General features: G+C 59.3%; 17 protein-coding genes. 8 read left to right on the forward strand and 9 right to left on the reverse strand.

Features of this window, described 5'->3' with window-relative positions; genetic code table 11:
• Window positions 1-58 precede the first annotated feature (58 nt).
• Window positions 59-4,774 (reverse strand): glutamate synthase-related protein, encoded by a 4,716-nt coding sequence (locus tag H6G52_RS13765; protein ID WP_190529061.1) that lies wholly within the window; start codon window positions 4,772-4,774, stop codon window positions 59-61.
• A gap of 879 nt (window positions 4,775-5,653) precedes the next feature.
• Here H6G52_RS13765 and H6G52_RS13770 point away from each other — a divergent pair.
• Window positions 5,654-5,965, forward strand: coding sequence for a carbon dioxide-concentrating mechanism protein CcmK (locus tag H6G52_RS13770; RefSeq protein WP_190529063.1), 312 nt, complete (start codon window positions 5,654-5,656; stop codon window positions 5,963-5,965).
• A gap of 131 nt (window positions 5,966-6,096) precedes the next feature.
• Window positions 6,097-6,702 (forward strand): Uma2 family endonuclease, encoded by a 606-nt coding sequence (locus H6G52_RS13775; RefSeq protein WP_190529065.1) that lies wholly within the window; start codon window positions 6,097-6,099, stop codon window positions 6,700-6,702.
• Between the two features lie 124 nt (window positions 6,703-6,826).
• On the opposite strand, the gene H6G52_RS13780 is transcribed toward H6G52_RS13775, so the two are convergent.
• Genes H6G52_RS13780 through H6G52_RS13790 form a run of 3 tightly spaced genes read right to left on the reverse strand, consistent with a single transcriptional unit; the run spans window position 6,827 to window position 8,975 of the window.
• A complete protein-coding gene (locus H6G52_RS13780) occupies window positions 6,827-7,120 on the reverse strand; it encodes an antibiotic biosynthesis monooxygenase (RefSeq protein ID WP_190529121.1) in 294 nt (97 codons plus the stop codon).
• A gap of 60 nt (window positions 7,121-7,180) precedes the next feature.
• On the reverse strand, window positions 7,181-7,870 hold the full coding sequence (locus H6G52_RS13785) for a response regulator transcription factor (protein ID WP_190529067.1): 690 nt from the start codon (window positions 7,868-7,870) through the stop codon (window positions 7,181-7,183).
• The gene (locus H6G52_RS13790; protein ID WP_190529069.1) at window positions 7,851-8,975 is read right to left on the reverse strand and encodes a sensor histidine kinase KdpD; all 1,125 of its coding nucleotides are present in this window, start codon (window positions 8,973-8,975) and stop codon (window positions 7,851-7,853) included. Before H6G52_RS13790 ends, H6G52_RS13785 begins: the two co-directional genes overlap by 20 nt.
• A 309-nt stretch (window positions 8,976-9,284) precedes the next feature.
• Here H6G52_RS13790 and kdpA point away from each other — a divergent pair, with 309 nt between their 5' ends.
• The 5 genes from kdpA to H6G52_RS13815 all read left to right on the forward strand — a co-directional run bounded on the left by kdpA (window position 9,285) and on the right by H6G52_RS13815 (window position 17,176).
• A complete protein-coding gene (gene kdpA, locus H6G52_RS13795) occupies window positions 9,285-10,925 on the forward strand; it encodes a potassium-transporting ATPase subunit KdpA (RefSeq protein ID WP_190529124.1) in 1,641 nt (546 codons plus the stop codon).
• A gap of 147 nt (window positions 10,926-11,072) precedes the next feature.
• Window positions 11,073-13,163: a potassium-transporting ATPase subunit KdpB gene (kdpB, locus tag H6G52_RS13800; protein ID WP_190529070.1), complete on the forward strand. Its 2,091-nt coding sequence runs from the start codon at window positions 11,073-11,075 to the stop codon at window positions 13,161-13,163.
• A 171-nt stretch (window positions 13,164-13,334) separates the two neighbouring features.
• Window positions 13,335-13,586: a K(+)-transporting ATPase subunit F gene (gene kdpF / locus H6G52_RS13805; protein ID WP_099531710.1), complete on the forward strand. Its 252-nt coding sequence runs from the start codon at window positions 13,335-13,337 to the stop codon at window positions 13,584-13,586.
• 3 nt (window positions 13,587-13,589) lie between these two features.
• Complete coding sequence (gene kdpC, locus H6G52_RS13810) at window positions 13,590-14,171, forward strand: K(+)-transporting ATPase subunit C (RefSeq protein ID WP_190529072.1); 582 nt, start codon at window positions 13,590-13,592, stop codon at window positions 14,169-14,171.
• A 155-nt stretch (window positions 14,172-14,326) separates the two neighbouring features.
• Window positions 14,327-17,176, forward strand: a complete 2,850-nt coding sequence (locus H6G52_RS13815) for a cyclic nucleotide-binding domain-containing protein (protein WP_190529074.1) — start codon at window positions 14,327-14,329, stop codon at window positions 17,174-17,176.
• 186 nt (window positions 17,177-17,362) lie between these two features.
• Here H6G52_RS13815 and H6G52_RS13820 read toward each other — a convergent pair whose 3' ends face one another.
• A complete protein-coding gene (locus tag H6G52_RS13820) occupies window positions 17,363-18,736 on the reverse strand; it encodes a TldD/PmbA family protein (RefSeq protein WP_190529076.1) in 1,374 nt (457 codons plus the stop codon).
• Window positions 18,737-19,151: 415 nt separating this feature from the next.
• Here H6G52_RS13820 and H6G52_RS13825 point away from each other — a divergent pair, with 415 nt between their 5' ends.
• Window positions 19,152-20,315 carry a GuaB3 family IMP dehydrogenase-related protein gene (locus H6G52_RS13825; protein WP_190529078.1) on the forward strand — a complete coding sequence of 388 codons (1,164 nt, stop codon included), beginning with the start codon at window positions 19,152-19,154 and terminating at the stop codon, window positions 20,313-20,315.
• A gap of 265 nt (window positions 20,316-20,580) precedes the next feature.
• Here the strand turns inward: H6G52_RS13825 and H6G52_RS13830 are convergent, their stop codons facing one another.
• From H6G52_RS13830 to H6G52_RS13845, 4 genes are all read right to left on the reverse strand, one after another.
• Window positions 20,581-20,931, reverse strand: a complete 351-nt coding sequence (locus H6G52_RS13830) for a DUF5615 family PIN-like protein (protein ID WP_190529080.1) — start codon at window positions 20,929-20,931, stop codon at window positions 20,581-20,583.
• Window positions 20,932-20,933: 2 nt separating this feature from the next.
• Window positions 20,934-21,158, reverse strand: a complete 225-nt coding sequence (locus H6G52_RS13835) for a DUF433 domain-containing protein (protein WP_190529081.1) — start codon at window positions 21,156-21,158, stop codon at window positions 20,934-20,936.
• 125 nt (window positions 21,159-21,283) lie between these two features.
• Complete coding sequence (locus tag H6G52_RS13840; protein WP_099531717.1) at window positions 21,284-22,123, reverse strand: nitrate ABC transporter ATP-binding protein; 840 nt, start codon at window positions 22,121-22,123, stop codon at window positions 21,284-21,286.
• Window positions 22,124-22,215: 92 nt separating this feature from the next.
• Window positions 22,216-24,213 carry a nitrate ABC transporter ATP-binding protein gene (locus tag H6G52_RS13845; RefSeq protein ID WP_190529083.1) on the reverse strand — a complete coding sequence of 666 codons (1,998 nt, stop codon included), beginning with the start codon at window positions 24,211-24,213 and terminating at the stop codon, window positions 22,216-22,218.
• Window positions 24,214-24,283: the final 70 nt, after the last annotated feature.

Consider the following 24,283-nt stretch of genomic DNA (forward strand, 5'->3'; position numbering starts at 1 on the left):
AACTGGGGTCAAGGCATCGGGCAGCTCATCACCACCCGATCGCCCTAGGAAACTGAAACTAAACCGTTGCGGCTACCTTTTCCTCAGCGGGGTTGGCATTTGCTTCCGGCGTGTTCGCTTCCGACGGCGGAACCACTTGCCAGAACTTGGGCAAGCTGTTCGCCCAGTCGGACAGGATCGCCTTTGCCTTCGGGCTGCCGGTCTTTTCGGCGTGGGCTTCGATCAGCGTCTTCAGTTGCTCCTCGCCCGCCGGGGTGCAAACCCGCTGGATCTTGACGATTTCGCCGTTCACCTTGCCGGGGAAACTGCCGTCCTCGTCGTAGCAGTAGGCTAAACCGCCGGTCATGCCCGCGCCCACGTTGCGACCCGTGGAACCGAGTACCACGATCGTGCCGCCGGTCATGTATTCGCAGCAGTGGTCGCCTGCGCCTTCGATCACCGCTTGGCCCTTGGAGTTACGCACGCCGAACCGCTCGCCGGCCCGACCGCTGGCGTAGAGCACGCCGCCAGTGGAACCGTAGAGGCAGGTGTTACCAACGATCGCGTTGTGTTCTGGGGCGAAGGTGGCTTCGGCGGGCGGCCGGACGATGATTTCGCCGCCGTTCATGCCCTTGCCCACGTAGTCGTTAGACTCACCAATCAGCTCCAGGGTCATGCCGTTGATGTTGAAGGCTCCGAAGCTTTGGCCGGCGCTGCCCACGAAAGTGAGGTGCAGATGCCCTTCAAAGCCCTTGTCGCCGTAGCGCTTGGCGATGTTGCCGGAAACCCGCGTGCCCACGGAGCGATCGGTGTTGATGATCTTGATCGTCTTTTGCACCGTGCCCTGGTGGCGGATCGCCCGTTGGATGTCCTCATCGCCCAGGATCGCGTTGTCCAGCACCACATCGTTGCTGTGGGGGCGGGGGCTGTGGTTCAGCCAACTGCGATCGCTCCGGGTATCGGGCAGGTTGGTCAAGATCGACAGGTCGATCGCCTGGGTCTTGGTCAGGCTGGCATCTTCGCGCCGCTTCAGCAGATCAGCGCGGCCAATCACCTCATCCAGGCGACGGAAGCCCAACCGGGCCAGCAACAACCGCACTTCCTGGGCCACGAAGTAGAAGAAGTTAACCACATGATCCGGAATACCGGGGAACCGCTTACGCAGGTGCTCCTGTTGGCTGGTGACACCCACGGGGCAGGTGTTCATGTGGCAGACGCGGGCCATGATGCAGCCCTCGGCGATCATGGCGATCGTCCCGAAGCCGAATTCTTCACCGCCCATCAGCGCCGCCATCAACACATCCCAGCCGGTCTTGAAGCCGCCATCGACGCGCAGGACGACGCGATCGCGCAGGCCGTTTTCCATCAGGGACTTGTGGACTTCCGCCAAGCCCAATTCCCAGGGGCTACCGGCGTGCTTAATCGAGCTGAGGGGCGAGGCTCCCGTGCCGCCGTCGTGGCCGGAAATTTGGATCACGTCGGCGTTGGCCTTGGCCACCCCGGCGGCCACCGTGCCGATGCCCACTTCGGCCACCAGCTTCACGGACACCTTGGCGCGCGGGTTGATTTGGTGCAGATCAAAGATCAGTTGGGCCAAATCCTCGATCGAGTAGATGTCGTGGTGGGGCGGCGGCGAAATCAGGGTTACGCCGGGCTTCGATCGCCGCAGCATGGCGATGTAGGGGCTGACCTTCTTACCGGGGAGCTGACCGCCCTCACCGGGTTTCGCCCCTTGGGCCACCTTGATTTCGATTTGCTCGGCGCTCATCAGGTATTCCGGGGTCACGCCAAAGCGCCCCGAAGCCACCTGTTTGATCGCGGAGCTGGCCGTGTCGCCGTTCCGCAGGCCCTTCAGGTGCGGGAAGGTAGCCGACAGTCCGTTTTCGTCCACATCGTTCAGGGTGGTGTAGCGGCGCGGATCTTCGCCGCCTTCGCCGGAGTTGGACTTGCCGCCAATCCGGTTCATGGCGATCGCCAGCACCTCGTGGGCTTCCGGCGACAGCGCACCGAGGGACATACCACCCGTGCAGAACCGCTTCAGAATCGACTCGATCGACTCCACCTCATCCACGGAAATCGGGCTGCGGCTGGTGTCGAAGTCCAGCAAGTCCCGCAGGGCCGTGGGGGTACGCTGCTGCAAATAGCGCTTGTAGACGCTGTAGTGGTCGTAGGCTTCAGTGGTGAGGGCTTGCGCACCGGGCATCCATTCACCGTCGGGCGTTTGGGCCTTGAAGGCATCCACGGCCTTGTGCAGGGCCTTGGCCATTTCCGGCGAGTTCATGTGGTATTCGCCACCCTTGCGGTACTGGACGAAGCCCATGTTTTCCAGCTTCTTGGCCGTCAGTTCGGGGAAGGCGGTCGCATGGAAGGTCATCACTTCCTGGGCCAGTTCCGCCACGCCCAAGCCACCAACGCGAGACGGCGTGCCCACAAAGGCCAGGTCGATCAGCTCGCGGCCAATCCCGATCGCCTCGAAAATTTGTGCCCCGTGGTAGCTAGCCAGCAGTGAGATTCCCATCTTCGAGAGGATCTTCAGCAACCCGGCTTCCACGGCGGCCCGGTAGTTGGCCTGGGCCTGCTCGATCGAGCAGGCCGGCAACTTACCGCTGCCCATCAGGTTTTGGGTGCGATCGCTGTTCCACCAATGGCGGATGCTTTCCAGGGCCAAGTAGGGGCAAACGGCGCTGGCCCCGAAGCCCACTGCACAGGCAAAGTGGTGCGTGCTCCAGCATTGGGCCGTGTCCGCCACGATCGACACCTGCATCCGCATTCCTTGGCGGATCAAGTGGTGGTGAACCGAGCCGATCGCCACCAGCGGCGGAATGTAGGTGGTGTCCGGCGACAGGCCATCGGTGCGATCGCTCAGGATCAGGATTTCCGCCCCGCCTTGCACCGCTGCCACGGCCCGCTCTTGCAGGGCTGTAATCGCTGCCTGCAGACCCGCCGGGCCATCGGCCGTGCTGTAGAGCGTCGAAAGGGTGACCACTTGCATTCCGGACTCGGACAGCTTGCCCAGTTCCGTTTCATTCAGCACGGGCGAGCTGATCTTCAGCAGGCGGGCCGCTTCCGGAATGGGTTGCAGCAGGTTGCCGCGCCGTCCCAGGTGCATTTCCAGCGACATCACCAACTTTTCGCGCAGGGGGTCGATCGGTGGGTTCGTCACCTGAGCAAACCGCTGCTTGAAGTAGTCATAAAGCAGGTGGGGGCGGGTCGAGAGCACTGCCAAGGGGATGTCATCGCCCATGCAGTAGGTCGGCTCCTTACCGTTGGCCGCCATGTCCACAATCACCAAATCAATGTCCTCGGCGGTGTAGCCAAAGGCCGTTTGGTGTTGCAGCAGGCGACCCTCATCCAGGGTTTTATCGGTGGCGAAGGGTTGGGCGGTTAACTGTTGTTGATGGTCGCGCACCCAGTCGCCGTAGGGATGCTGGCGAGCCACCTTCAGCTTCAGATCCCAATTTTTCAGGACTTCACCGGCTTCCAGATCCACGGCGATCGCCTGACCGGGGCCGAGACGACCCTTTTCGAGGATGTTCTCGATCGGGATGTCCACCACACCGGCTTCCGAACCAACGATGATGTAGTCATCGCGGGTGATGCAGTAGCGGGCGGGGCGCAGACCGTTGCGATCGAGCGTTGCGCCGACGATCTTGCCATCGCCAAATACCAGCAGCGCCGGGCCATCCCAAGGTTCTTGCACCCCGCGATAGTAGTTGTAGTAATCGACGATTTCCGGATGGTCGGCCAAATCCGGCTGATTTTCGTAGGCTTCCGGAACCAGCAGGGTGACGGCTTCCAGGATGCTGCGGCCCGATCGCACCAACAGTTCCAAGGAGTTATCCAAGTTGGCCGAGTCGCTGTTTTCGTAGCTAACGATCGGCTTGAGGGCGTTCAGCTCCTCGGTTGTCCAATTTTCATGGGCCAAATCCGCCTGCTTGGCCAACATCCAATTCAGATTGCCCAGCAGGGTATTGATTTCGCCGTTGTGGCCCAGCATCCGCATCGGTTGCGCCAGGGGCCAGCGGGGCATCGTGTTGGTGCTGAAGCGTCGGTGGTAGACCGCCCAAGCACTGGTGTAGTCCGGGTTGGTCAAGTCTTGGTAGAAGCGACCCAAAACCTCCGATCGCACCATCCCCTTGTAAATAATCGTGTGGTTCGAGAGGGAGCAAGCGTAGAATCCTACGGACTGGGATGTGACTTTTGTATCATCCTCACCGAGTGCCTTCACCACCGCATTTCCGAGCCGACGGCGCAGTTGGTAGAGTTGCCGTTCCAGGGCATCGCCGGTTAGGGTGGATTCAATAATCACCTGCTCGATCGTTGGCAGGTTCTCGCGGGCTTGGATGCCCAGCACCTCGGGGCGGGTGGGCACAACACGCCAACCCAGCAGGGTCAAACCGACCTCCGTGATCGTTGCGTCAATGGCGGCCTTGGTTTTGGCCAGCTTGTCCGCATCCAACGGCAGGAACAACATCCCCACCGCCGTGCGATCGCGATCGATGGTCTTGCCTTCGGTGGCGGCCCACTGCTCAATCAGGGTCCAGGGAATTGCCGTCATCACCCCTGCGCCGTCGCCCGAGTCGCGATCGGCACTGCAACCGCCCCGGTGCTCCATGCAACCCAGGGCGATCAGAGCTTTCTCCACCAAGTCGTGACTGGCTTGGGCCTGGCGCTGGGCAATGAAGCCTACGCCACAGGCATCGCGCTCCTCAGTCAGGTAGCGCAACCCGGATTCCGGCATTACCGGCAACGGATTGCTGGAAAACACAGGGGCTTGGCTGGTGCGGTCACTCATAGTGGATCGGGTGGACTAGGCGATCGGGGTGAATAAAAAAACAGACAGCGAGGGCGATCGAGCCACAGCGGCAATCAGGTAGCCGCTGCTGAGATCGATCAAGTTAGAGTCGATCGGATGCGATCGAAACTACAGAGTTTGCGTTATGACTGGGTTAAAAGACCGTCTGTTGAGCTTGGTCTTGAGTCCCCGGCAAAACGACCGGAATACATAGCCAGAGGGCCTTACTGATTGTCCGGTGAACGCGGTTGCACTGGTTGTATTGGCAACTACTGATTAGCACTGATCGGTAACGATCGTGTCAATCGCTGGCGGAACCGGCATCGGGAGCACGGGGTTAGCACGCGGGCGATCGACTTCAATCCCATGACCCAGTTCAATCCCATGACCCAGGGCCAAAACCGCTGGAAGCAGAACCAGTTAACCGCGATTGGGTTGGTCGGATCGGAAGATTGGTGCGCACATCCGCCAGCACAAATCGTCATTCATCGAGTCGTACAGATGACTGGGGAGTGAGGGGGTGCACCAAAATGATTCGAGCCTTCAGGATAGTCAGCAAACCCAATTCTAAAGAAACTGTAGCGCTTTAATCTAGATCGGCCCTTGGCGTTTATGCAACTGATCGGCCAACGAATGTCGATCGAATGTTGATTGGACTCGATCTGAATTGCTAACTCAGTTGCCTAAACTGCCCGTTGGGTTGCTCATCTTTGCTGCCATTTCCCCGCGAGCGAAGAGACCCGGATGGGTTTCCTAGTCCCAATCCTGCCGTTGTGCAGATCCCTGGCGGCGATTCGACCCGATCGCGCTACACTTTTGCCAGGGTTGGCTGAGCCGCCCCGCGACCTGCGCCCTTCATTTTCGCGTCCCTGCTGTCCCATGCCCATTGCCGTTGGAACGATCGAAACCCTTGGCTTTCCCTCCATCCTGGCCGCCGCCGATGCCATGGTGAAAGGCGGGCGCGTCACCCTGGTGTTCTTTGACAAGGCCGAAAAGGGCAACTTTTTCATCACCATTCGCGGCCCCGTCTCCGAGGTGGAGCGGGCCATGGAAGAAGGGATCAAAGCGGCGAAAGCGGTTTATGGCGGTCAGGTAATGAGCCACTACATCATTCCCCACCCCTACGACAACACGGAGGGCGTGATGCCGATCGACTACACCCCCGAAAGCGAACCCCACCGCGTCACCTAAACTTTCAATTATTTTTCTGTTCAAGCGAAAACGGGAATTGGATCAAGGGATCTGAGATAGCAACGCTGAAATGATCAAGGTGGAGCTGCATCGTGATTGCTCAAATTCAGCCTCCATTTCCGTCCCAATCCATGACCGCTGCCGAGTATCTGGCTTGGGAATCTGAGCAGCCCATTAAGCATGAATACATCCATGGGCAGGTGTATGCCATGGCTGGCGGAACCTTGCCCCATAACGATATTGCGGTGAACTTAACCAGCGCCCTGCGGTTGTTTTTGCGGGGAACAGGCTGCAAAGTGCGAATGGCTGATGCCAAGGTGCAGGTCAGCGCTGCCGGGCCATACTTTTATCCCGATTTAGTTGTGAGTTGTGACGATCGCGATCAACGGGCGATCGAGGCCATCAGTTATCCCAAATGCATTGTTGAAGTGTTATCCCCCAGTACCGCTGGGTTCGATCGCGGCGACAAATTTCGCTACTATCGCCGCATTCCAACCTTGGAAGAATACGTGCTAATCGATGCGGAAAAGGTGGGAGTTGATTGCTACCGCAAAACGAGCGCGGGGAAGTGGGAATTAACCGCATATCCTGACGATGAAGCCGATCTGAACCAGCCGATTCTTGAGCTGGTGAGTCTCGATTTTGCTTGTCCGCTGTCGTTGGTTTACGAAGAAGTGGAACTGAGCCAAGCGATCGATCCAAATCCTATAGATTCCACTCGATCGGTTGAGTCATGATCGCCCGATTCAGCTCAGGTGTGCTCAATCGCCCTCTGCGCCGCCGCCACTGGCACAAGATAGGCGACTTGTGCTCCTATGGATGAATTGCTGGGAGAAACGACATTCTAGCTTCGAGGAGTAATCAATCTTCAGGCTTCAAAACTCCCGCTTCCAACTGATCGAGATAGATAAATTCTGGTGCTTTCACACCGGCTTGTTTGCGGATTTCTACCAACTTCGGTGACTCAAAAAACGCCCTGGCATCTTGAATTGAAGTCCAATGGGAGAAGTGAACAATCTTGTTGGAATCGTATTCATCTCGCAATACCTGATAGGAGCGCTCGCCTGCCTGTTGGCGAAGGTTGGCAGCGCCGTCAAAAATCGCTTTCCAAGTGGCGTAATCTTCCACTTCATGAATGATCAACACATGGGCCATAATGCAATCAACCTCTTGCACGAATATCACGAATCTTAGGTGAAAAATCCCCAAGGCCACCTAGGAGATGGCGCGATCGCCCATCAGCGCTTGGTGTTGCAAGAGGTGAACTACGGCTTGGGTGCGATCGCGCACGCCCAGTTTTTGCAAGATCGCATGGACATGCACCCGCACCGTGCCGGGAGCAATGTGTAAGGTTTGGGCAATGTCTTGGTTGCTTTGGCCTTGGGCAATCAGATGCAAAATTTCCTGTTCCCGGTGGGTGAGTTCCTCGATCGCCCCCGTGGCCAGGCGATCGCCCCGACTCGTGACGGTTTTGGAAACGCTAGATTCCCCCGATTGGGCCATGGCCGCTTGGATTTGGCTGGTGGCCAGGTCATCCCACCAGGAGGCCCCGGCGGCGATCGATCGCATCGCCAGAATCAACGTTTCGGCGCTGATGCCTTTGCGACAATAGCCACGCGCTCCGGCGGCCACCAACCGGGCGATCGCGTCGGGTTCAGCACGGGAGGTGAGCACCAACACGGGCAAAGCGGGCTGAATTTGCACCAGTTGCCGACAGGTTTCCACACCGCCCAGCCCCGGCAACCCAATATCCAGCAGGGCCACATCAAAGCATTGTTGGCGAGCCAGCTCGATCGCCTGTTCGCCATCGGCCGCCGCCGCCACCTGCCAATCGGCTTCCTGCTGGAGCCGGATCGTCAGCCCTAGGCGAAATAGCTCGTCGTCTTCAATCAGCAGAATTTGCATGGACTGCGGGGGTAGTGGGCGGAGGACAAGCGGCCAGTTCCACCAGGAAGGTTGCGCCTTGGGGCGATCGATTCTCTGCCCAGATTCTACCGCCGTGGGCTTCGACGATTTGGCGGCTGAGATAAAGCCCCAACCCCGAGCCGGTGAGCTGGCGATCGCTGCCCGCTTGGTAGAACCGATCGAACAGCTTGGGCAGCGCCGCCGGGGGAATGCCGGGGCCCGAATCCGACACCTCCAGCCGATGGCAAGACCCGAGCGATCGCAACTGCACCAAAATTTGCGAGTCGCGCGGCGCGTGGTTGAGGGCATTCAGCAGCAAATTATCGATCGCCCGTTCCAACTGCAAGGCATCGGCCTCCACCCAAAAGCTGGCCCAAAAGCCCGAGTCGCCGCGCTCCAGCCGAATCGTGACACGCCGCCCCGCCGCCAACACCCGCAACGGGGCGATCGCCCGTTCCGCCAGCTCGCCCAACTCCCAAGGCTGGCGATCGAGCAAAACCCCCTCCGCATCGTTGCGATAAATTTCCAGGACGCTTTCCAGCAGGCGCAAGCTGTTGCGGTGACTGCGTAACATCACTGCCAACACCTGTTGCTGTTGTTCGGTGGCGGGGCCCAGTTGTTGGGCTTGGAAGGCTTCCAGGGTGGCGATCGCCCCGAGTAGCGGCGTTTTCAGGTCATGGGTCAAGGTGGCGGCAAAGTCCTCGCGCAGTTGGGCGAGCTGGCTTTGGGCAGCCAGTTGGGCCTGTTGTTGGGCCAGCCGGGTGCGATCGCGCCGGGCCCGATCGCTCAACAGGGCCGTGACCAACAGGGCCAAACAAACCAACAACCGATTGGTGATGGCGGCCGGTGAACCCATCACCCCGGCCGGCACCCACAGGTTAAGCAACACCAGCCCGATCGCCCCCAGGGTGACGACCATGGTGGTTTTGGGCCGACCATAGGCCCCCACCAGCCCAACGGGTAGCACGTATAAATAACCCAACACGTAATCGGTGGGGGTCAAAAATTCAGCGGCGATCGCCAGCACCGTCCAAAGCACCGTGGCGCTACCGATCCAAACCCGTTGTCGGGCCAAGGGAGCTGATGGGGTCGATCGCCGGTTCATGTCATTGTCCTGGGGTTAGCAGTGGGAGCGATCCGGTGGCGTTTATAAAGATCATCTCGTAGGTTGGGTTGAGGCACGAAACCCAACACCTGTAACCCTTGCATCGATCGCGTTGGGTTTCGCAAGGCTCAACCCAACCTACAGGACTAAACGGTTGGTATAGATCGACGATCGCCTAGGCCGGATGTTTAGACCGATTGATAGATGGCGAATTCGGGGCGATCGCCTGACGATCAAGAGGATTCCCTAGCGCCCGCGATCGGGTGGATGGGGGTCTGGTCTTTCGTCCGATCGAGCGATCGGGTCTTTATGCTACTGGGCTGGTTGCAAATTGCCCTGACGTTGTTGATCGTGGGGGCGATCGCCCCGTTTTTAGGGCGCTACATGGCGCGGGCATTCCAAGGGCCGGACTGGCTGCCCGAACGCTGGCTATACCGGCAAATTCGTCACCGCACCGATGAGCCGATGACCGGCGGGCAATACCTGCGGGCGGTGCTGGCGAGTAATTTGGCGATCGCTCTGGTGGGTTTTGGTGGGTTTTGGCTGCAAGACCGCTTGCCCCTGAATCCGACCGGTTTGGGTGCGCCCAGTTGGGACTTGGTGGTGCATACGATCGTCTCCTTTCTAACCAACACCGACCAGCAACATTACTCGGGCGAAACGGCGATTAGCTACGGTTCCCAAGTGGGAATTTTGGGCTATTTGATGTTCTTCTCGGCGGCCACAGGGCTGGCGGTGGGGATCGCGTTTATTCGCGGCCTGAGTGGACAACCCTTGGGCAATTTCTATCGGGATTTGACGCGATCGATCACGCGGGTGTTGTTGCCTCTGTCGTTGCCGATCGCCCTGTTGCTGTTGCTAAATGGTGTGCCGGAAACCCTGGCCGGGCCGGCGATGGCCAGCACCTTGGAAGGGGCAACCCAGGCGATCGCTCGCGGCCCCGTGGCCCACTTTGAAGCGATTAAGCAACTGGGGGAAAACGGCGGCGGATTCTTTGCGATTAACTCCGCTCACCCCTTTGAAAATCCCAACAATTTCACCAATAGTTTAGAAATTGTGGCGATGTTGCTAATTCCCACGAGTTTGATTTTTACCTATGGGGAAATCAGCCAAAACCGGCGACAAGCTTGGTGGTTATTTGGCTTGGTGGGCAGCATTTTTGTGGGCTTAATTGCCCTCAGTGCGATCGCGGAATGGCAAGGCAACCCGACCCTGGCTCCTGGCCCCAACTTGGAAGGCAAAGAACAGCGCTTTGGTTGGGCCCAAACAGCTCTTTGGGCAGTCACCACCACGGCCACCATGTGCGGCGCAGTGAACGGAATGCATGATTCCCTGATGCCGGGGAGCGGTTTGGCTACCTTGCTGGGGTTGTTTTTGCAGATGGTTTGGGGTGGCCAAGGAACGGGCACGGCTTATCTGTATGTGTTCCTGATTTTGACGGTGTTTTTAACCGGGTTGATGGTGGGTCGCACGCCGGAATTCCTCGGCCGAAAAATCGAAAAACGGGAAATCATTTTGGCCAGTGCGATCTTGCTAGTTCACCCGGTGTTTGTGTTGATTCCCGGGGCGATCGCCTTGGCCTTTCCAAAGCAATTGGCGGGCATTTCCAACCCCGGCTTCCACGGCGTTTCCCAGGTGATTTATGAATACGCCTCGGCAGCGGCCAACAATGGCTCGGGCTTTGAGGGCTTGGGTGACGGAACCCTGTGGTGGAACCTGTCGGCAACGGTCAGCATTTTGGCGGGGCGCTACCTCCCGATCGCGGCGTTGCTGTTACTCGCCGACGGCATGGCCCAAAAGCAACCGGCTCCGGCCACCTCGGGCACGCTGCGCACGGACACGTTTTTGTTCACGACGGTGACGGGCGTAACGATTTTGATTTTGGGTTTGTTGACCTTTTTCCCGGTGTTGGCCCTGGGGCCGATCGCCGAAGGATTCGCCCTGCGTTAGGGGCTGTCATCAATCCCGTCGCCGTAGGGGTTGGGTCTCCCAACCCTGACCCGAGCGAGCGCACCCAACCTGTCCACCACCGGGAATGTCAGGGATCGTGGTGGAGCCGTTAATCCATTCAGCGCTTTTGTCAGGAACCGTCTGTTTATGAACAGTCTTGCAAATAAGATGCGGCGCACTCCGGGCGGCCCCCGATCGCAACGTCGCCACACGCCCAAAGTCAGTCACCAAGGGTTATATGGCCGCGCCATTCAGCAGGCCTTTTGGAAGCTCGACCCGCGCCAGGCGGTGCATAACCCGGTGATGTTCGTGGTCTGGTTGGGCACGGTGGTGACGCTGTTGGTGACGATCGCCCCGGATTTGTTTGGCCCCGTGGCCGACCTGAATGCCCGGGCCGTGAATGGCGCGATCGCCCTGATTTTGTTGGCGACGGTTTGGTTTGCCAACTTGGCCGAGGCGATCGCCGAAGGACGCGGCAAAGCCCAAGCCGATGCCCTGCGTGCCACCAAGGCGGATACGATCGCCCGGCGGTTGTTGCCCGATGGCAGCGAAGAAGCCATATCTGCATCTCGGTTGCAACGGGGCGATCGGGTGCGGGTGGCGGCGGGCGACGTGATCCCCGCCGATGGGGAAGTGCTGGCCGGGGTGGCTTCGGTGGATGAGTCGGCGATTACCGGCGAGTCGGCTCCGGTGCTGAAGGAGCCAGGATCGGATACGGCCAGCAGCGTCACGGGTGGCACGCGGATTGTGTCCGACGAGCTGACGATTCGCGTTACTGCCGATCCGGGGCAGGGGTTTATCGATCGAATGATTGCCCTGGTGGAAGGAGCCGAGCGCCGCAAAACCCCCAACGAAATTGCCCTCACGGTGTTATTGGCGGTGTTGACCCAGGTGTTTTTGTTGGCGATCGCCACCTTGCCGCCCGTGGCTGCCTATGTGCAAAGTCCCGCCAGCATTGCGATTTTGATTGCCCTGTTGGTGGCCTTGATCCCCACCACGATCGGGGGGCTGTTGAGCGCGATCGGGATCGCCGGGATGGATCGGGTGGCCCAATTCAACGTGATCGCCACCTCGGGCCGAGCCGTGGAAGCTTGCGGCGACATCAACACCCTGCTGCTGGACAAAACCGGCACGATCACCCTGGGCAACCGCCTGGCAGAACAGTTCATTCCCGTGGGCGGCCACCCGATCGACACCGTGGCCCGTGTAGCCTGGGCCGCCAGTTGGTTTGACCAAACCCCCGAGGGCAAGTCGATCGTCCGGCTGGCGGAAAAACTGAGCGATCGCCCCCATCCCACCCCGGAAGCCGCCACGGGCCTAGACTTTTCCGCCCGCACCCGGATGAGCGGCACGGACTTGCCCGACGGCACGGAATATCGCAAGGGCGCGGTGGACGCGATTAAGGGATTCGCTCGATCGCGCGGTGGCTCGATTCCCGCCGATTTGGACGCGGCCTTCGAGCAGGTGTCGCGGTTGGGGGGCACACCCTTGGCAGTTTGCGAAAACAACCAAATCTACGGCGTGATCTATTTGAAAGACATGATCAAACCCGGCATCCGCGAGCGGTTTGACCAACTGCGGCGAATGGGAATTCGCACCGTCATGCTCACGGGCGACAACCGAATCACCGCCGAAGTGATTGCCCGAGAAGCGGGAGTCGATGACTTCATCGCGGAAGCCACGCCCGAGGACAAAATCGCCGCCATCCAACGGGAGCAAGCCCAAGGCAAGCTGGTGGCCATGACCGGCGACGGCACGAACGACGCGCCCGCCCTGGCCCAGGCCAACGTGGGGGTGGCCATGAACTCCGGCACTCAGGCGGCCAAGGAGGCGGCGAACATGGTCGATCTCGACTCCGACCCCACGAAGCTGATCGACATCGTGACGATCGGGAAGCAACTGCTGATGACCCGGGGAGCCTTGACCACCTTCTCGATCGCCAACGACGTGGCCAAGTATTTCGCGATTATCCCGGCCCTGTTTGCCTCGATCGGGCTGGGGCCCCTGAACGTGATGGGCCTGACGAGTCCCAACTCGGCGGTGCTATCCGCCTTGATCTACAACGCCCTGATCATCCCGGCGCTAGTGCCCCTGGCCCTGCGGGGGGTGGCGTTCCGGCCCCTGTCGGCCGATCGCCTCTTGCAGCGCAACATTCTGGTCTACGGCCTCGGCGGCACGATCGCCCCGTTCATTGCAATCAAGGCGATCGATGTGGCAATCGGCCGCTGGGTTGGTTGAGTTCGTTATTAATGCCCTCATCCCCCGGCCCCTTCTCCCAAGGAGGGCGAAGGGGAGAAAAGATTGCCCCTCTCCCGACCTGGGAGAGGGGTTGGGGTGAGGGCAATCCAAGGAACCGTCCCGTAGGTCAAGCAAGCATTTGAGTCTTTATCCAACCGGAGCCTAATTTCCATGAAAACCCTGTTGCACCATTCAGCACCGGATCGATCGCCCGATCGCCGCCTCACGCCTTGGGTGCGCTGGAGCCTGCGCTGGGGCCTGGCTTGGCTCGCCGCCCTCGCCGCGATCGCCCCGGCCACCGCCGCCACAAGCCCAGCCCCCCTGAACAGCGGCCAACTGGGGGCGATCGCCCTGTTGGGTCTGGCCACCATTGCCCTGTCGATTTATCTGTTCGTGGCGATTTTTCAACCGGAGCGGTTTTAGATCATGGACTTCCTACGCGAAATGGGGCGATCGCTGCGACTGTCGGCGGCCCTGTGGTTGTTGACGGCGGTGATTTACCCGGTGATTTTGTTGCTGGCGGGGGCGGCCCTGCCGTTCCAGGCCAATGGCAGCTTGCTAACGAATGATCAAGGTCAGGCGATCGGGTCAGCCCTGATTGGTCAGCCCTTCACGAGCGATCGCTACTTTTGGCCCCGCCCCAGCGCGATCGCCTACAGCACCGATCCCCAGGTGGCCAAAACCGGCATCTCTGGCGCAAGCAACCTGGCCCCCACCAACCCGGCCCTCGCGGAACGGATCGCCACCGACAAACAGCGGATCCAACAGACCGGCATCGAACCCACGGGCGACTTGCTCTACAGTTCCGGCTCGGGTCTCGATCCACACATCAGCCCCGCCAGCGCGATCGCCCAGCTCGATCGGGTGGCCCGCGCCCGCCAAGTGACCCCCGACCAACTGCGGAGCCTGATTGACCAAGCTACCGATCGTCCCTTCCTGAATCTGTTCGGTGAGCCGGGGGTGAATGTGCTGAAGCTGAATCTCGCCCTCGATCGGCTCAATCGTTAGGAGACCGGCAGAGGAATCGTCGCTTCCCAACTTGTAATGGCGATTTTTTAAGATTGAGGTGCGGGGCTGGCCCTGCACCTCATTCTGTGCGTTGATAGCAGGATTCATTGGCCTGATTTTGTTTTCGTTGCTCCCCTATTTCGCTCAAAAAACTCATGTTCGCTCGCTTCTCTGAACGCACCTTTCACTGGGTGCGCTGGGTGCTGACGATCGGGTGGCTCCTCGCGATCGCCTCCCTGTTTTACGACCCCTTTTCCGCTGCCTTGACCCGCTGGGAACAAACCTGGAGTCCGTTTCGGGTTGACCCCACCCGATGCATCACCGTCCAAGGCAACTGCTTGCCGGAGCAGCCCTACCCGATCGGGACTTCCCTGTTTTGGGGGATTGTGGTTCCGGCGGGGATTTTGATTTTGCTGGTGTTTGGCCATGAACTGTGGCGGCGGATTTGCCCCCTGTCGTTTTTGTCGCAAATTCCCCGGGCCCTGGGTTGGCAGCGACAACGCACCAAAACCGACCCGAAAACCGGCAAGGTGAAATCGGAACTGGCCAAGGTGAAACCCAATTCCTGGCTGGGGCGCAACTATCCCTATTTGCAATTTGGCTGGCTGTTTGTGGGCCTGTGCTTGCGGATTTTGGTGATCAATTCCGATCGCCTGGCCCTGGGCCTGTGGCTGTTGGGCACGATCGCGATCGCCATTACCGTGGGCTATCTCTACGGCGGCAAGTCCTGGTGTCAATACTTCTGCCCGATGGCTCCGGTGCAGCGGATCTATGGGGAGCCGGGCGGCCTGTTTGCCAGCAAGGCCCACACCAGCGAAACGCCGATCACCCAGTCCATGTGCCGGACGATCGACCCGGAAGGCAAGGAACGCAGCGCCTGTGTGGCCTGCCAAAATCCCTGCATTGATATTGACTCCGAGCGATCGTATTGGGATGACATCACTGATCGCACCACCCGCTGGCTCTACTACGGCTATGTGGGTTTGGTGGTCGGCTACTTCGGCTACTACTACCTCTACGCCGGTAACTGGAATTACTACATGTCCGGCTATTGGGCCCGGCAAACCGATGCGATCGGCCAATGGCTGAAACCTGGGTTTTATCTGGCGGGCCAGGCGATCGCGATTCCCAAACTGCTGGCTGTGCCCCTGACCTTGGGGCTATTCACGGTGCTGGGCGTGGCGATCGGGCTGGCGGCGGAACGGGCGATTCGGCAACTGTGGGCCGGTAGCGCCAAGCTCCCCCGCGAAGTGCTGCAACACCGAATTTTCACGATTTGCACCTTTGCGGTGTTCAACTTCTTCTTTATCTTTGGCGGCCGGTCGATCATCACCCAACTGCCCTATAAGGTGCAGTGGTTGTGGGATGTGTCCCTTGTGCTGCTCAGTGCCTTTTGGTTGCAACGGGCCTGGGCCCGCAGCCCCCGGCTCTATTCCTTGGAGAACTTGGCCAACCGCTTCCGCAAGCAGTTGGTGAAAATGCGGTTGGATGTGGCGCAGTACTTTGAGGGCCGGTCGATCGACGATCTGAACCCCCACGAGCTGTACGTACTCGCCAAGGTGCTGCCCGGCTTCACCCAAAATCAACGGCGGGAAGCCTACAAAGGCGTGCTGCGCGAATCCCTGGAAGAAGGTTTCACGGACACCGCCAGCAGCTTGGAAGTGTTGCGGCAACTGCGTCAAGAGTTGGATATTTCCGATGATGATCACCGGGAAATCCTGGCCCAGTTGGGCGTGGAAGATCCGGCCCTGCTCGATCCGAACCGCCAACGCAGCTTGGAAAATCTGGTGCGCTTGACGGGCTATCGGCGTGCTCTGGAGCGGACGATCGCCCTGCAAGAAAATCGGGGCGGCCCGCGCCAAAGTGCCCTGGAATCCTTGGCGGTCAACCCCGAGGAGTTGGCGGCCCTGCGCTTGGAATATGGGATTAGCGACAGTGACGAAGAACGGGCGATCGCCCAGCTCGATCGCGTCCAGGCGGCGGAACAGCGGGGCGATCGACTGATCGCGCGGCTGACCGTGGAGGTCGATCGGTTCCGCCGCTTGCACCAACCGCAACTGCTGGCCCAGCCGGCCCTGTCGTCGTTGCTGACGGTGTTGCGATCGACCGTGCGCCACCAGCAGGAGTTGGTGATTCGCGGGCTGTTGGAAATTCTGGAGCGGTTGGGCAACGACCCGGTGGCCGAGCGGTTTGCCCAAACCCTCAGTACCTTGGCGGCTGTGACCCTGCCGGATGTGCTGGCCGATCCGGACGATCGCTGGAGCGATCGCCTGACTCCCGAGATTTGGCAGCAGCTCAATGCACCGGGGGGCGGCGCTTGTGCGATCGACCTGCCCGCTTCGGACATTGCCGACGACCTGGCCCATTTGCTGGGTGAGGTGGAAATGCCGCCCACAGCCCAAGCGGTGGCCCTGTTTGGCTTGGCGCGGGTCGATCGCCCCCGGGCCGTAAGTTTGGCGCGGGATTGGCTGGCGGCTCCTGACCCGATCGTGGCGGACACGGCCCAACGGGTGGTGGATGCTGACCCCGATCGGCCCCTGCTGTTGGTGGATTGTCCGACCCTGGAAAAACTGGCGGCCTTGGCCAATACCGATTTCTTCGCGGATTTGAACGGGCAACTGCTGCTGGAGGTGGCCGCGCGATCGGAAGTCCGCAGCTACCGGGCCGGCGCGGAAATCGTCGAAGCGGGCGACACCTGCCGCGAACTGCTGGTGTTGATCGAAGGCGACGCGCAAATCACCCGACCGGGCGAACCGGAGCCGACCGCCTTCCATCCGGGGCAAGTGCTTGATGAGCTGGAAGTTCTGGCCCATTCGGAGCAAACGGGCACGGTGGTGGCCCTGTCGGAACCGACGCGGATTTTGGCCATGCCGGTCGATCGCTTTGATGACCTGCTGGATCAGGATCGCGAGCTGTCCCGCCGGGTGCTGGAGCTGGAAAGCCGCCGTCTGCAACAGGTCTTGAGCCTGCGATCGACCCTGGCGACCGCCGGGACTGTGGGCTAACCGTTCCGATCGCTGGGGCTGCATGGCCAAACGGCATCAGCCCAATGCCATGAACTGAATAGTCGAAAGTGGGGGCGCATTTCGGTGCGCCCTTGCTTTTGGGGCGATCGCTCCATGGCTGGTGATTGCTGGGAGCTGGCCCGTTAGCTTTCCTGTTCGTTGCCTGGCCAGAATGCTGCTGATCGCCTAATCGCCCGATCGCCCCGTAATCGACAGGCCATCCACCACGATCGAGGGTGTGTAGCAAGAGCCGTTCCATTCCGCATCTCCCCCCAGCGCCACCACCTGTTTCAAGGCGGCATAAACATTGCCCGCCACCATGGTGTCCTTGACTCGGCCGACAATTTGCCCCTGCTCCACCCAAAAGCCCAGGTCAATATTCACGGAAAAATCTCCGGAAATGCCTGCGCCGCCGCCCAACATTTGGTCAATGATCAGGCCCGAGGGCAAATTGGCAATCAGTTGCTCCAAGCTGTCTTGGCCGGGGGTAATTACCATGTTGAACAGGCCGGGAGCCGGATAGCTGCCCAAGCCGGGCCGGAAACCGTTGCCGGTGGTGCCAATGCCCAGGCGGCGGCCGGTTTTGCGATCGGCGTAGAAACTTTGCAGCACTCCGTCTTTCACAAAGTCAATGGCCCGGGTGGCTGTGCCTTCGTCATCAAAGGGGCAACTGTAGGGCCCCGCTTCGGGCTGCTGAGACAGGGTTACTCCCCCATCCAAGACCCGATCGCCCAGGCGGCTGCCTTCCAACTTGCCCGTTTGCCCACCCCAAGGCGAGGCTCCTTCGAGGGCTTGCTTGCCATTGAGGGCAGCTTGGACGGTTCCCCAAAGCATGTCGGCGGCTTTGGCTGTGAACAGGACGGGTAACCGGCCGGTGAGGGTGGCGGCGTTTTGCCGAGACCAATCGAGCCGCTGCACCACCTGTTGGGCGATCGCGATCGGGTCGAGTTGATCGCGCTGGGTTTGCCCATCGGCCACATATAAAAAGTCATCGCCCCGCACCCACTCGGCGGACAGGTAACAGCCCAAGGTGGTGTCGCTGTAGCCACAGTCGAGGCCGCGGGAGTTCACTAATCGGGTGGTTTCCACATCCGCTTCCCACTCCGCAGAACAGAGCACATCGGGATGGTGATCGCGGATATGGGTGATCGCGCTTTTGCCCCACTCAATTAACTGTTCTACGGCGATCGCCTGGCCCAAGTCTGGGTAGTGGTCGGCGGCGGCGCTGTCAGCTAGTTCAATGTCTTCCGGGTCGTTCAGCGCACTGAGAGCGATCGCTCGTTCCACCAAGGCCTGGGCATCCACGGGCCCATAGGCCACCGCCAGGCCGGGCCGACCATTTTTCCAAAGCCGCAGGGCCGTGCCCGCGGCCTGGGCGCTTTCAATTTGCTTCAGGCGGTTTGCTTCAAAGGAAACCGGCCGCGATAGGGACTGGGATTGATAAACTTCAGCGGCTTCGGCACCGGCCCGCTGGGCTAAATCGAGTAATTGCTCCGGTTCGATCGCACCTGTGGCGATTCCGTTGGTTGCAGAAACTTCCGGCCACTCAGCAGCACCCATAGGGCAATTCACAGGGGCAATTGACAACATCACTGCGGCTTTTGGGATTAGCACAGGGTCGGCCAGGGGCCGGCCAACACCAAGGGAGCCACGCGGGCAACCCCTCATTTCACCAGCGATCGTGCGCCAGCAAAACCGCGCCAGACCGCAACGCTGCCCCAAATTGTACCGTTGCGGGGGCCGCGCAACCCGCCCATTCCCGGCCCAGTCCTCCGAAAGTCAAGGGGGCGATCGCGAATCGATCGCCCAAGATTCTAGAAGCGATCGCGCCGTCTGCTAGATTTGATACCCTAGCTGGAATACATTTCGCCAACCCGCTCAATCACCCCCCGAATTCGCTCTGCAAAACGAATTCTAGGGTTATCTATATGAGCGATCGCAAACCTCGATTCGAGCCAAGGAGCAAGCAAGCGCAGTGGACATTCAATTGGGACGAGGCAAAACCGCTCGCCGGGCCTACGGTATTGATGAAATCGCCCTGGTGCCGGGGGGCCGCACCGTTGATCCAAACGTCACCGATACCCGCTGGACGATCGGCGGCATCGAACGCACGATCCCGATTATTGCCAGCGCCATGGACGGCGTGGTGGATGTCCAAACCGCCATCAAGCTGGCCCAGTTGGGGGCATTGGGCGTGTTGAACCTGGAAGGGATCCAAACCCGCTACGACGATCCCGAACCGATCCTCGATCGGATTGCCTCCGTCGGCAAAGACGAATTCGTGCCCTTAATGCAAGAACTCTACGCCGAACCAATCAAAGAAGCCTTGATTGCTAAGCGAATTCAGGAAATGAAGGCCGGCGGCGGCATCGCAGCCGTCAGCGCTACCCCGATCGCCGCCCAAAAATTTGGCAGCGTGATCGCCGAAGCCGGAGCCGACATCCTCTTTATCCAAGCCACCGTCGTTTCCACCAACCACGTCTCCCCCGAAGGCGTGACCCCGCTGGACTTGGCAAAATTCTGCAAAGAAATGCCGATGCCCGTGGCCCTGGGCAACTGCGTCACCTACGAAGTGACCCTGCAACTGTTGGAAGCTGGAGCCGCCGCCGTGTTGGTGGGGATTGGCCCCGGCGCGGCCTGTACCTCGCGCGGGGTGCTGGGCATTGGCGTGCCCCAAGCGACTGCCGTGGCCGACTGCGTGGCCGCTCGCGACGAATTCTACGCCAAGACCGGTCAATACGTGCCGATCATCGCTGACGGTGGCTTGGTGACCGGCGGCGATATCTGCAAGTGCATCGCCTGCGGAGCCGATGCGGTGATGATTGGCTCGCCGTTCGCGCGGGCGGCCGGTGCGCCGGGTCGCGGCTTCCACTGGGGCATGGCCACGCCTAGCCCCGTGTTGCCCCGGGGGACGCGAATCAAGGTGGGCACGACGGGAACCCTGGAAGAAATCCTGATCGGCCCCGCGAAGTTGGACGATGGAACCCACAACCTGTTGGGCGCACTGAAGACCAGCATGGGGACGTTGGGAGCCAGCACCCTGAAGGAAATGCAGCAAGTGGAGGTGGCCGTTGCGCCGTCGCTGTTGACCGAGGGCAAGGTGTACCAGAAGGCCCAACAGTTGGGCATGGGCAAATAGTCGATCGCCTGCTGAGGTTGTCGATTCGTCTCAATTTATAGGGCGATCGGCCACAATCCTTATCGAGAGGCAAACTCAGCGTATAGAATAGAGGTATAGCGGAGACGCATGTTTCCGTTCACTCCTCACACCACACCCCGCTCGAACAAGCTTCGGGCGGTTTTTTAATGCTTTTGAATCGTCTGAAGCATGTGCGATCGCTGTTCTACCAATTTCGGAGCTGGATTTTGGATAGTCGAAAACTCTGTAATGGACTGAGAAGCGATTAAGAAGCACGATCGCTAATTTCAACAAGAGCTTCGCCTTGCTTTAGTAATTCCCATGCCGTGGGTAAGGTTGTGGATAAAACCTCTCGCAATTTTGCGTTGGATGTGTTGCCGCAAGTTAGCCAAATAATAGGTGGTGGCGGCCCAAGGCGTTCGACCAGCTCGACAAAATCGCGATCTTTAGTCATGAGCGCTGCTGACTGGGTGCGAGCCGCTTCAAAGATTTCTAGATCCTCTGCATCACGAAGACCTAGATCTCGCAAAGCGTGGGTTGAAATATCGAATGTAGTAATCATCCAAGGTGCTAGGGCTGGAGAAAGATGGGCATCTAGCCACAAAGACTGAATCATTGTTATCCAACTAAGACCACATGGTTTAATTTGCGAGCTGCATAAATTAGAGCTGCTTGAATATCTTCTGGCTCCAAGTCGGGAAGTTCTTCTAAGACTTCTGAATTGCTCAATCCCGTTGCCAGTAAATCAAGCACATCTGCAACCCGAATCCGCATACCACGAATGCAAGGCCGGCCGCCACATTGCTTGGGGTTGATGGTGATTCTGGACAGTAAAGTGGGCATGATATAGCTCAGAAATGGCTCAGTAATCAGCCTTAGCTTAACAAGAAAATCCCCGATCGCCCTTGAAGAGCCATCGGGGAAGAAGCAAAGTTGCTGAGGAGAAAACTGAGAAAAACCGATCGCGCCTATTCGTCGTCGTGGGCGTAACGATTGAACAGGTAATCGAGGGCGTAGTTCCGCAGATCGTAGTAGCGCGGATCTTCCATGATCAGATCCCGATCGCGTGGGCGATCGAACGGAATTTCCATCACTTCCCCAATTTTTGCGGAAGGGCCGTTGGTCATCATCACCAACTTATCGGCCAAGAAGAGCGCCTCATCAATGTCGTGAGTGATCATCAACACCGTGCAGCGGCGACCACTCCAAATTTTCAGCAATTCTTCTTGGAGTTCTTCCTTGGTGATGGCATCCAACGCACCAAAGGGTTCATCGAGAATCAACACTTCCGGTTGAATAGAAAGGGCGCGGGCGATCGAAACCCGCTGCTTCATACCCCCGGAAATTTGCGGCGGCTTCTTTTCCATGGCTTCGCTGAGACCCACCATGGCCAGGTTGTCGCGAGCCATAGCACGCTTTTCCCGTTCGGGTTTTTCGGGAAACACCGCATCGATCGCTAGATAGACGTTTTCAAACACCGTCAACCAGGGCAATAGGGCGTAGTTTTGGAACACCACCATTCGATCGGGCCCGGGCTTTTTGATGTCTTGACCTTTGAGGCGCACAGTGCCGTGGGTGGGCTGGGCGAACCCAGAAACCATGCTCAAGAGGGTCGATTTACCGCAACCGGAGTGACCGATTACGCAAATAAATTCGCCCTCATTAACGGTGAGGTTCACCCCATCCAAAACGACGTAGGGGCCTTTACCGGTGGGGTAGGTTTTGTTAACCCCTTTGAACTCTAGAAAGGGCGTGCCGGAAGACTGGAGCGGCGCAACTTTTTGAGCGCTGTTGGTGGCGATCGACATCCTAAAAACCTCCGACGAATCGGTTAATTCGGATTGCAAACTGAAGCGATGTTTCTCTGTCGGGGCGCACCGCCGTGCGCCCTCTTCGGAATTTAGGCAGCCAAGATTCGTGGCGGATCGAGGTGAACTTCGGCGATCGAGATGTTGGCCTTAATCGCCAGACTGTTCAGGTAGCTGATCGGGTCTTCCGCGTCGAAGGCCGAGCCATCAAACAGTTCGATCGCCCCGCGCCGGAACTTCTCATCCAGCAAGCCCAACTCCCGGGCGGCGATGCTGTAGGTGGTTGGGCGCACCACCCGCTCCAGCACTTCCAGCCAGTTGCGTGGGAAGGGCACATCGCCCCAACGCGCCATCTGCGCCATCATCCACAGGTGCTCCGTGCGGCTGGGACGGTTGGCCCCTTCGCCATAGAACCAGTGGTGGGCATATTCGATCGGGTTGCCCAGGTCGCAGGTCAGCTCCTTCGGATCGCCCAGGTGGATGTATTCCTCGCGAGTGCCCACATAGGCGCGATCGCTCAGGATTTTGCGGACTTCCAAGTGGTTTGCCGGGTCGGAGCAGTAGCGGCAGGCATCCAGCAGCGCCTTCACCAGGGCCACGTGGGTGTTGGGGTAGGCGTTGGCCCAGTCCTCGCGCACGCCTAGGACTTTGCCGGGGTGTCCTTGCCAGATTTCCAGGTCGGTGGCGATCGTCACGCCCACGCCTTCCATAGCTGCCCGCAGGTTCCAGGGCGAACCGACGCAATAGCCGTCAATACTGCCCGCTTTCAAATCCACCACCATTTGGGCCGGCGGAATCGTTTCCAAATGCACATCATGATCGGGATCAATTTCGTTGGCTGCTAGCCAATAGCGCAGCAGCAAATTGTGCATGGAAGAGGGGTGAACCATCCCCAAAATGTGGGATTTACCCGGCGTTTCCCGCAGCAGCTTTTTGAAGTCGGCGGCGGTTTGGACACCTGCATCAAACAGCTTTTTGGAAAGGGTGACGGCGTTCCCGTTGCGGCTCATGGTCAGGGACGTGACCGTTGGCAACGGGCGATCTTCATGGCCGCCAACGGTTAACCAAATTGGCATTCCCGAGGGCATTTGGGCCGCGTCGATGTAGCCACCAGCGATCCCGTCTACAATGCCGCGCCAACTGGTTTCCCGCACCAGGTTGACTTCATCGAGACCATATTTTTCAAAGAAGCCCTTTTCTTTGGCCACAGCCAGGGGCGCGCAGGCGGTGAGGGGCACAAAGCCGATTTCCAAATTGACTTTTTCCAAGCCATGTTTGGCGACCACTTCCACCTTGCGGGCGCGAATTTTCTTCACCCGTTTCTGTTGGTTTAGGAAGTAGATCATTTCCGATCGCAGCTTGTAGTAGCTGGGATGTTCCACCACTTCCATCCGCTTGCGGGGGCGGGGAATATCCACTTCCAAAATTTGCCCAATCTTGGAGCCGGGGCCGTTGGTGAGCATCACGATTCGATCGCTCAACAACACTGCCTCATCCACATCGTGGGTCACCATCACGGCGGTGACTTGGTTTTCCTCGCAAATTTGCATCAGCTTTTCTTGCAAATTGCCGCGAGTCAAGGCATCAAGCGCGCCGAAGGGTTCATCCAACAGCAACAGCTTGGGCTTGAGGGCCAGCGCTCGGGCGATCGCCACCCGTTGTTTCATCCCGCCGGACAGTTGACCGGGGCGCTTTTCGGCGGCTTGTTTCAAACCCACCATATCAATGTGGGTTTGCACCATCGCATCGCGCTCGGCCTTGGGCAAATCCCCCATCACTTCATCGACAGCCAGGGCGATGTTTTCGCGGGCAGTCAACCAGGGCAGCAGCGAATAGTTTTGGAACACCACCATTCGATCGGGCCCAGGTTTTTTAATTCGTTGTCCTTCCAGGGTGACGAGGCCATCGGTGGGAAAATCCAACCCGGAAATCATGTTCAGCAGGGTGGATTTGCCGCAACCGGAGTGACCAATCAGGGAAACGAATTCACCCTTTTTGATCGTCAGGTCAATGCCCTTGAGGGCGAGATATTCACCTTGGTTGAGGGGAAAGACTTTTTCGAGATTCTCGATCGCAACGAATGCACTCATGGGGCAATCCTCTAAAAACCAGCGGAGGGAATAGGTAGGGGCGCAACGCTTGCGCCCTTAGAAACTGGCG

The organism is Limnothrix sp. FACHB-881 (genome assembly GCF_014698135.1).
In the GTDB taxonomy this organism is placed as follows: domain Bacteria; phylum Cyanobacteriota; class Cyanobacteriia; order CACIAM-69d; family CACIAM-69d; genus CACIAM-69d.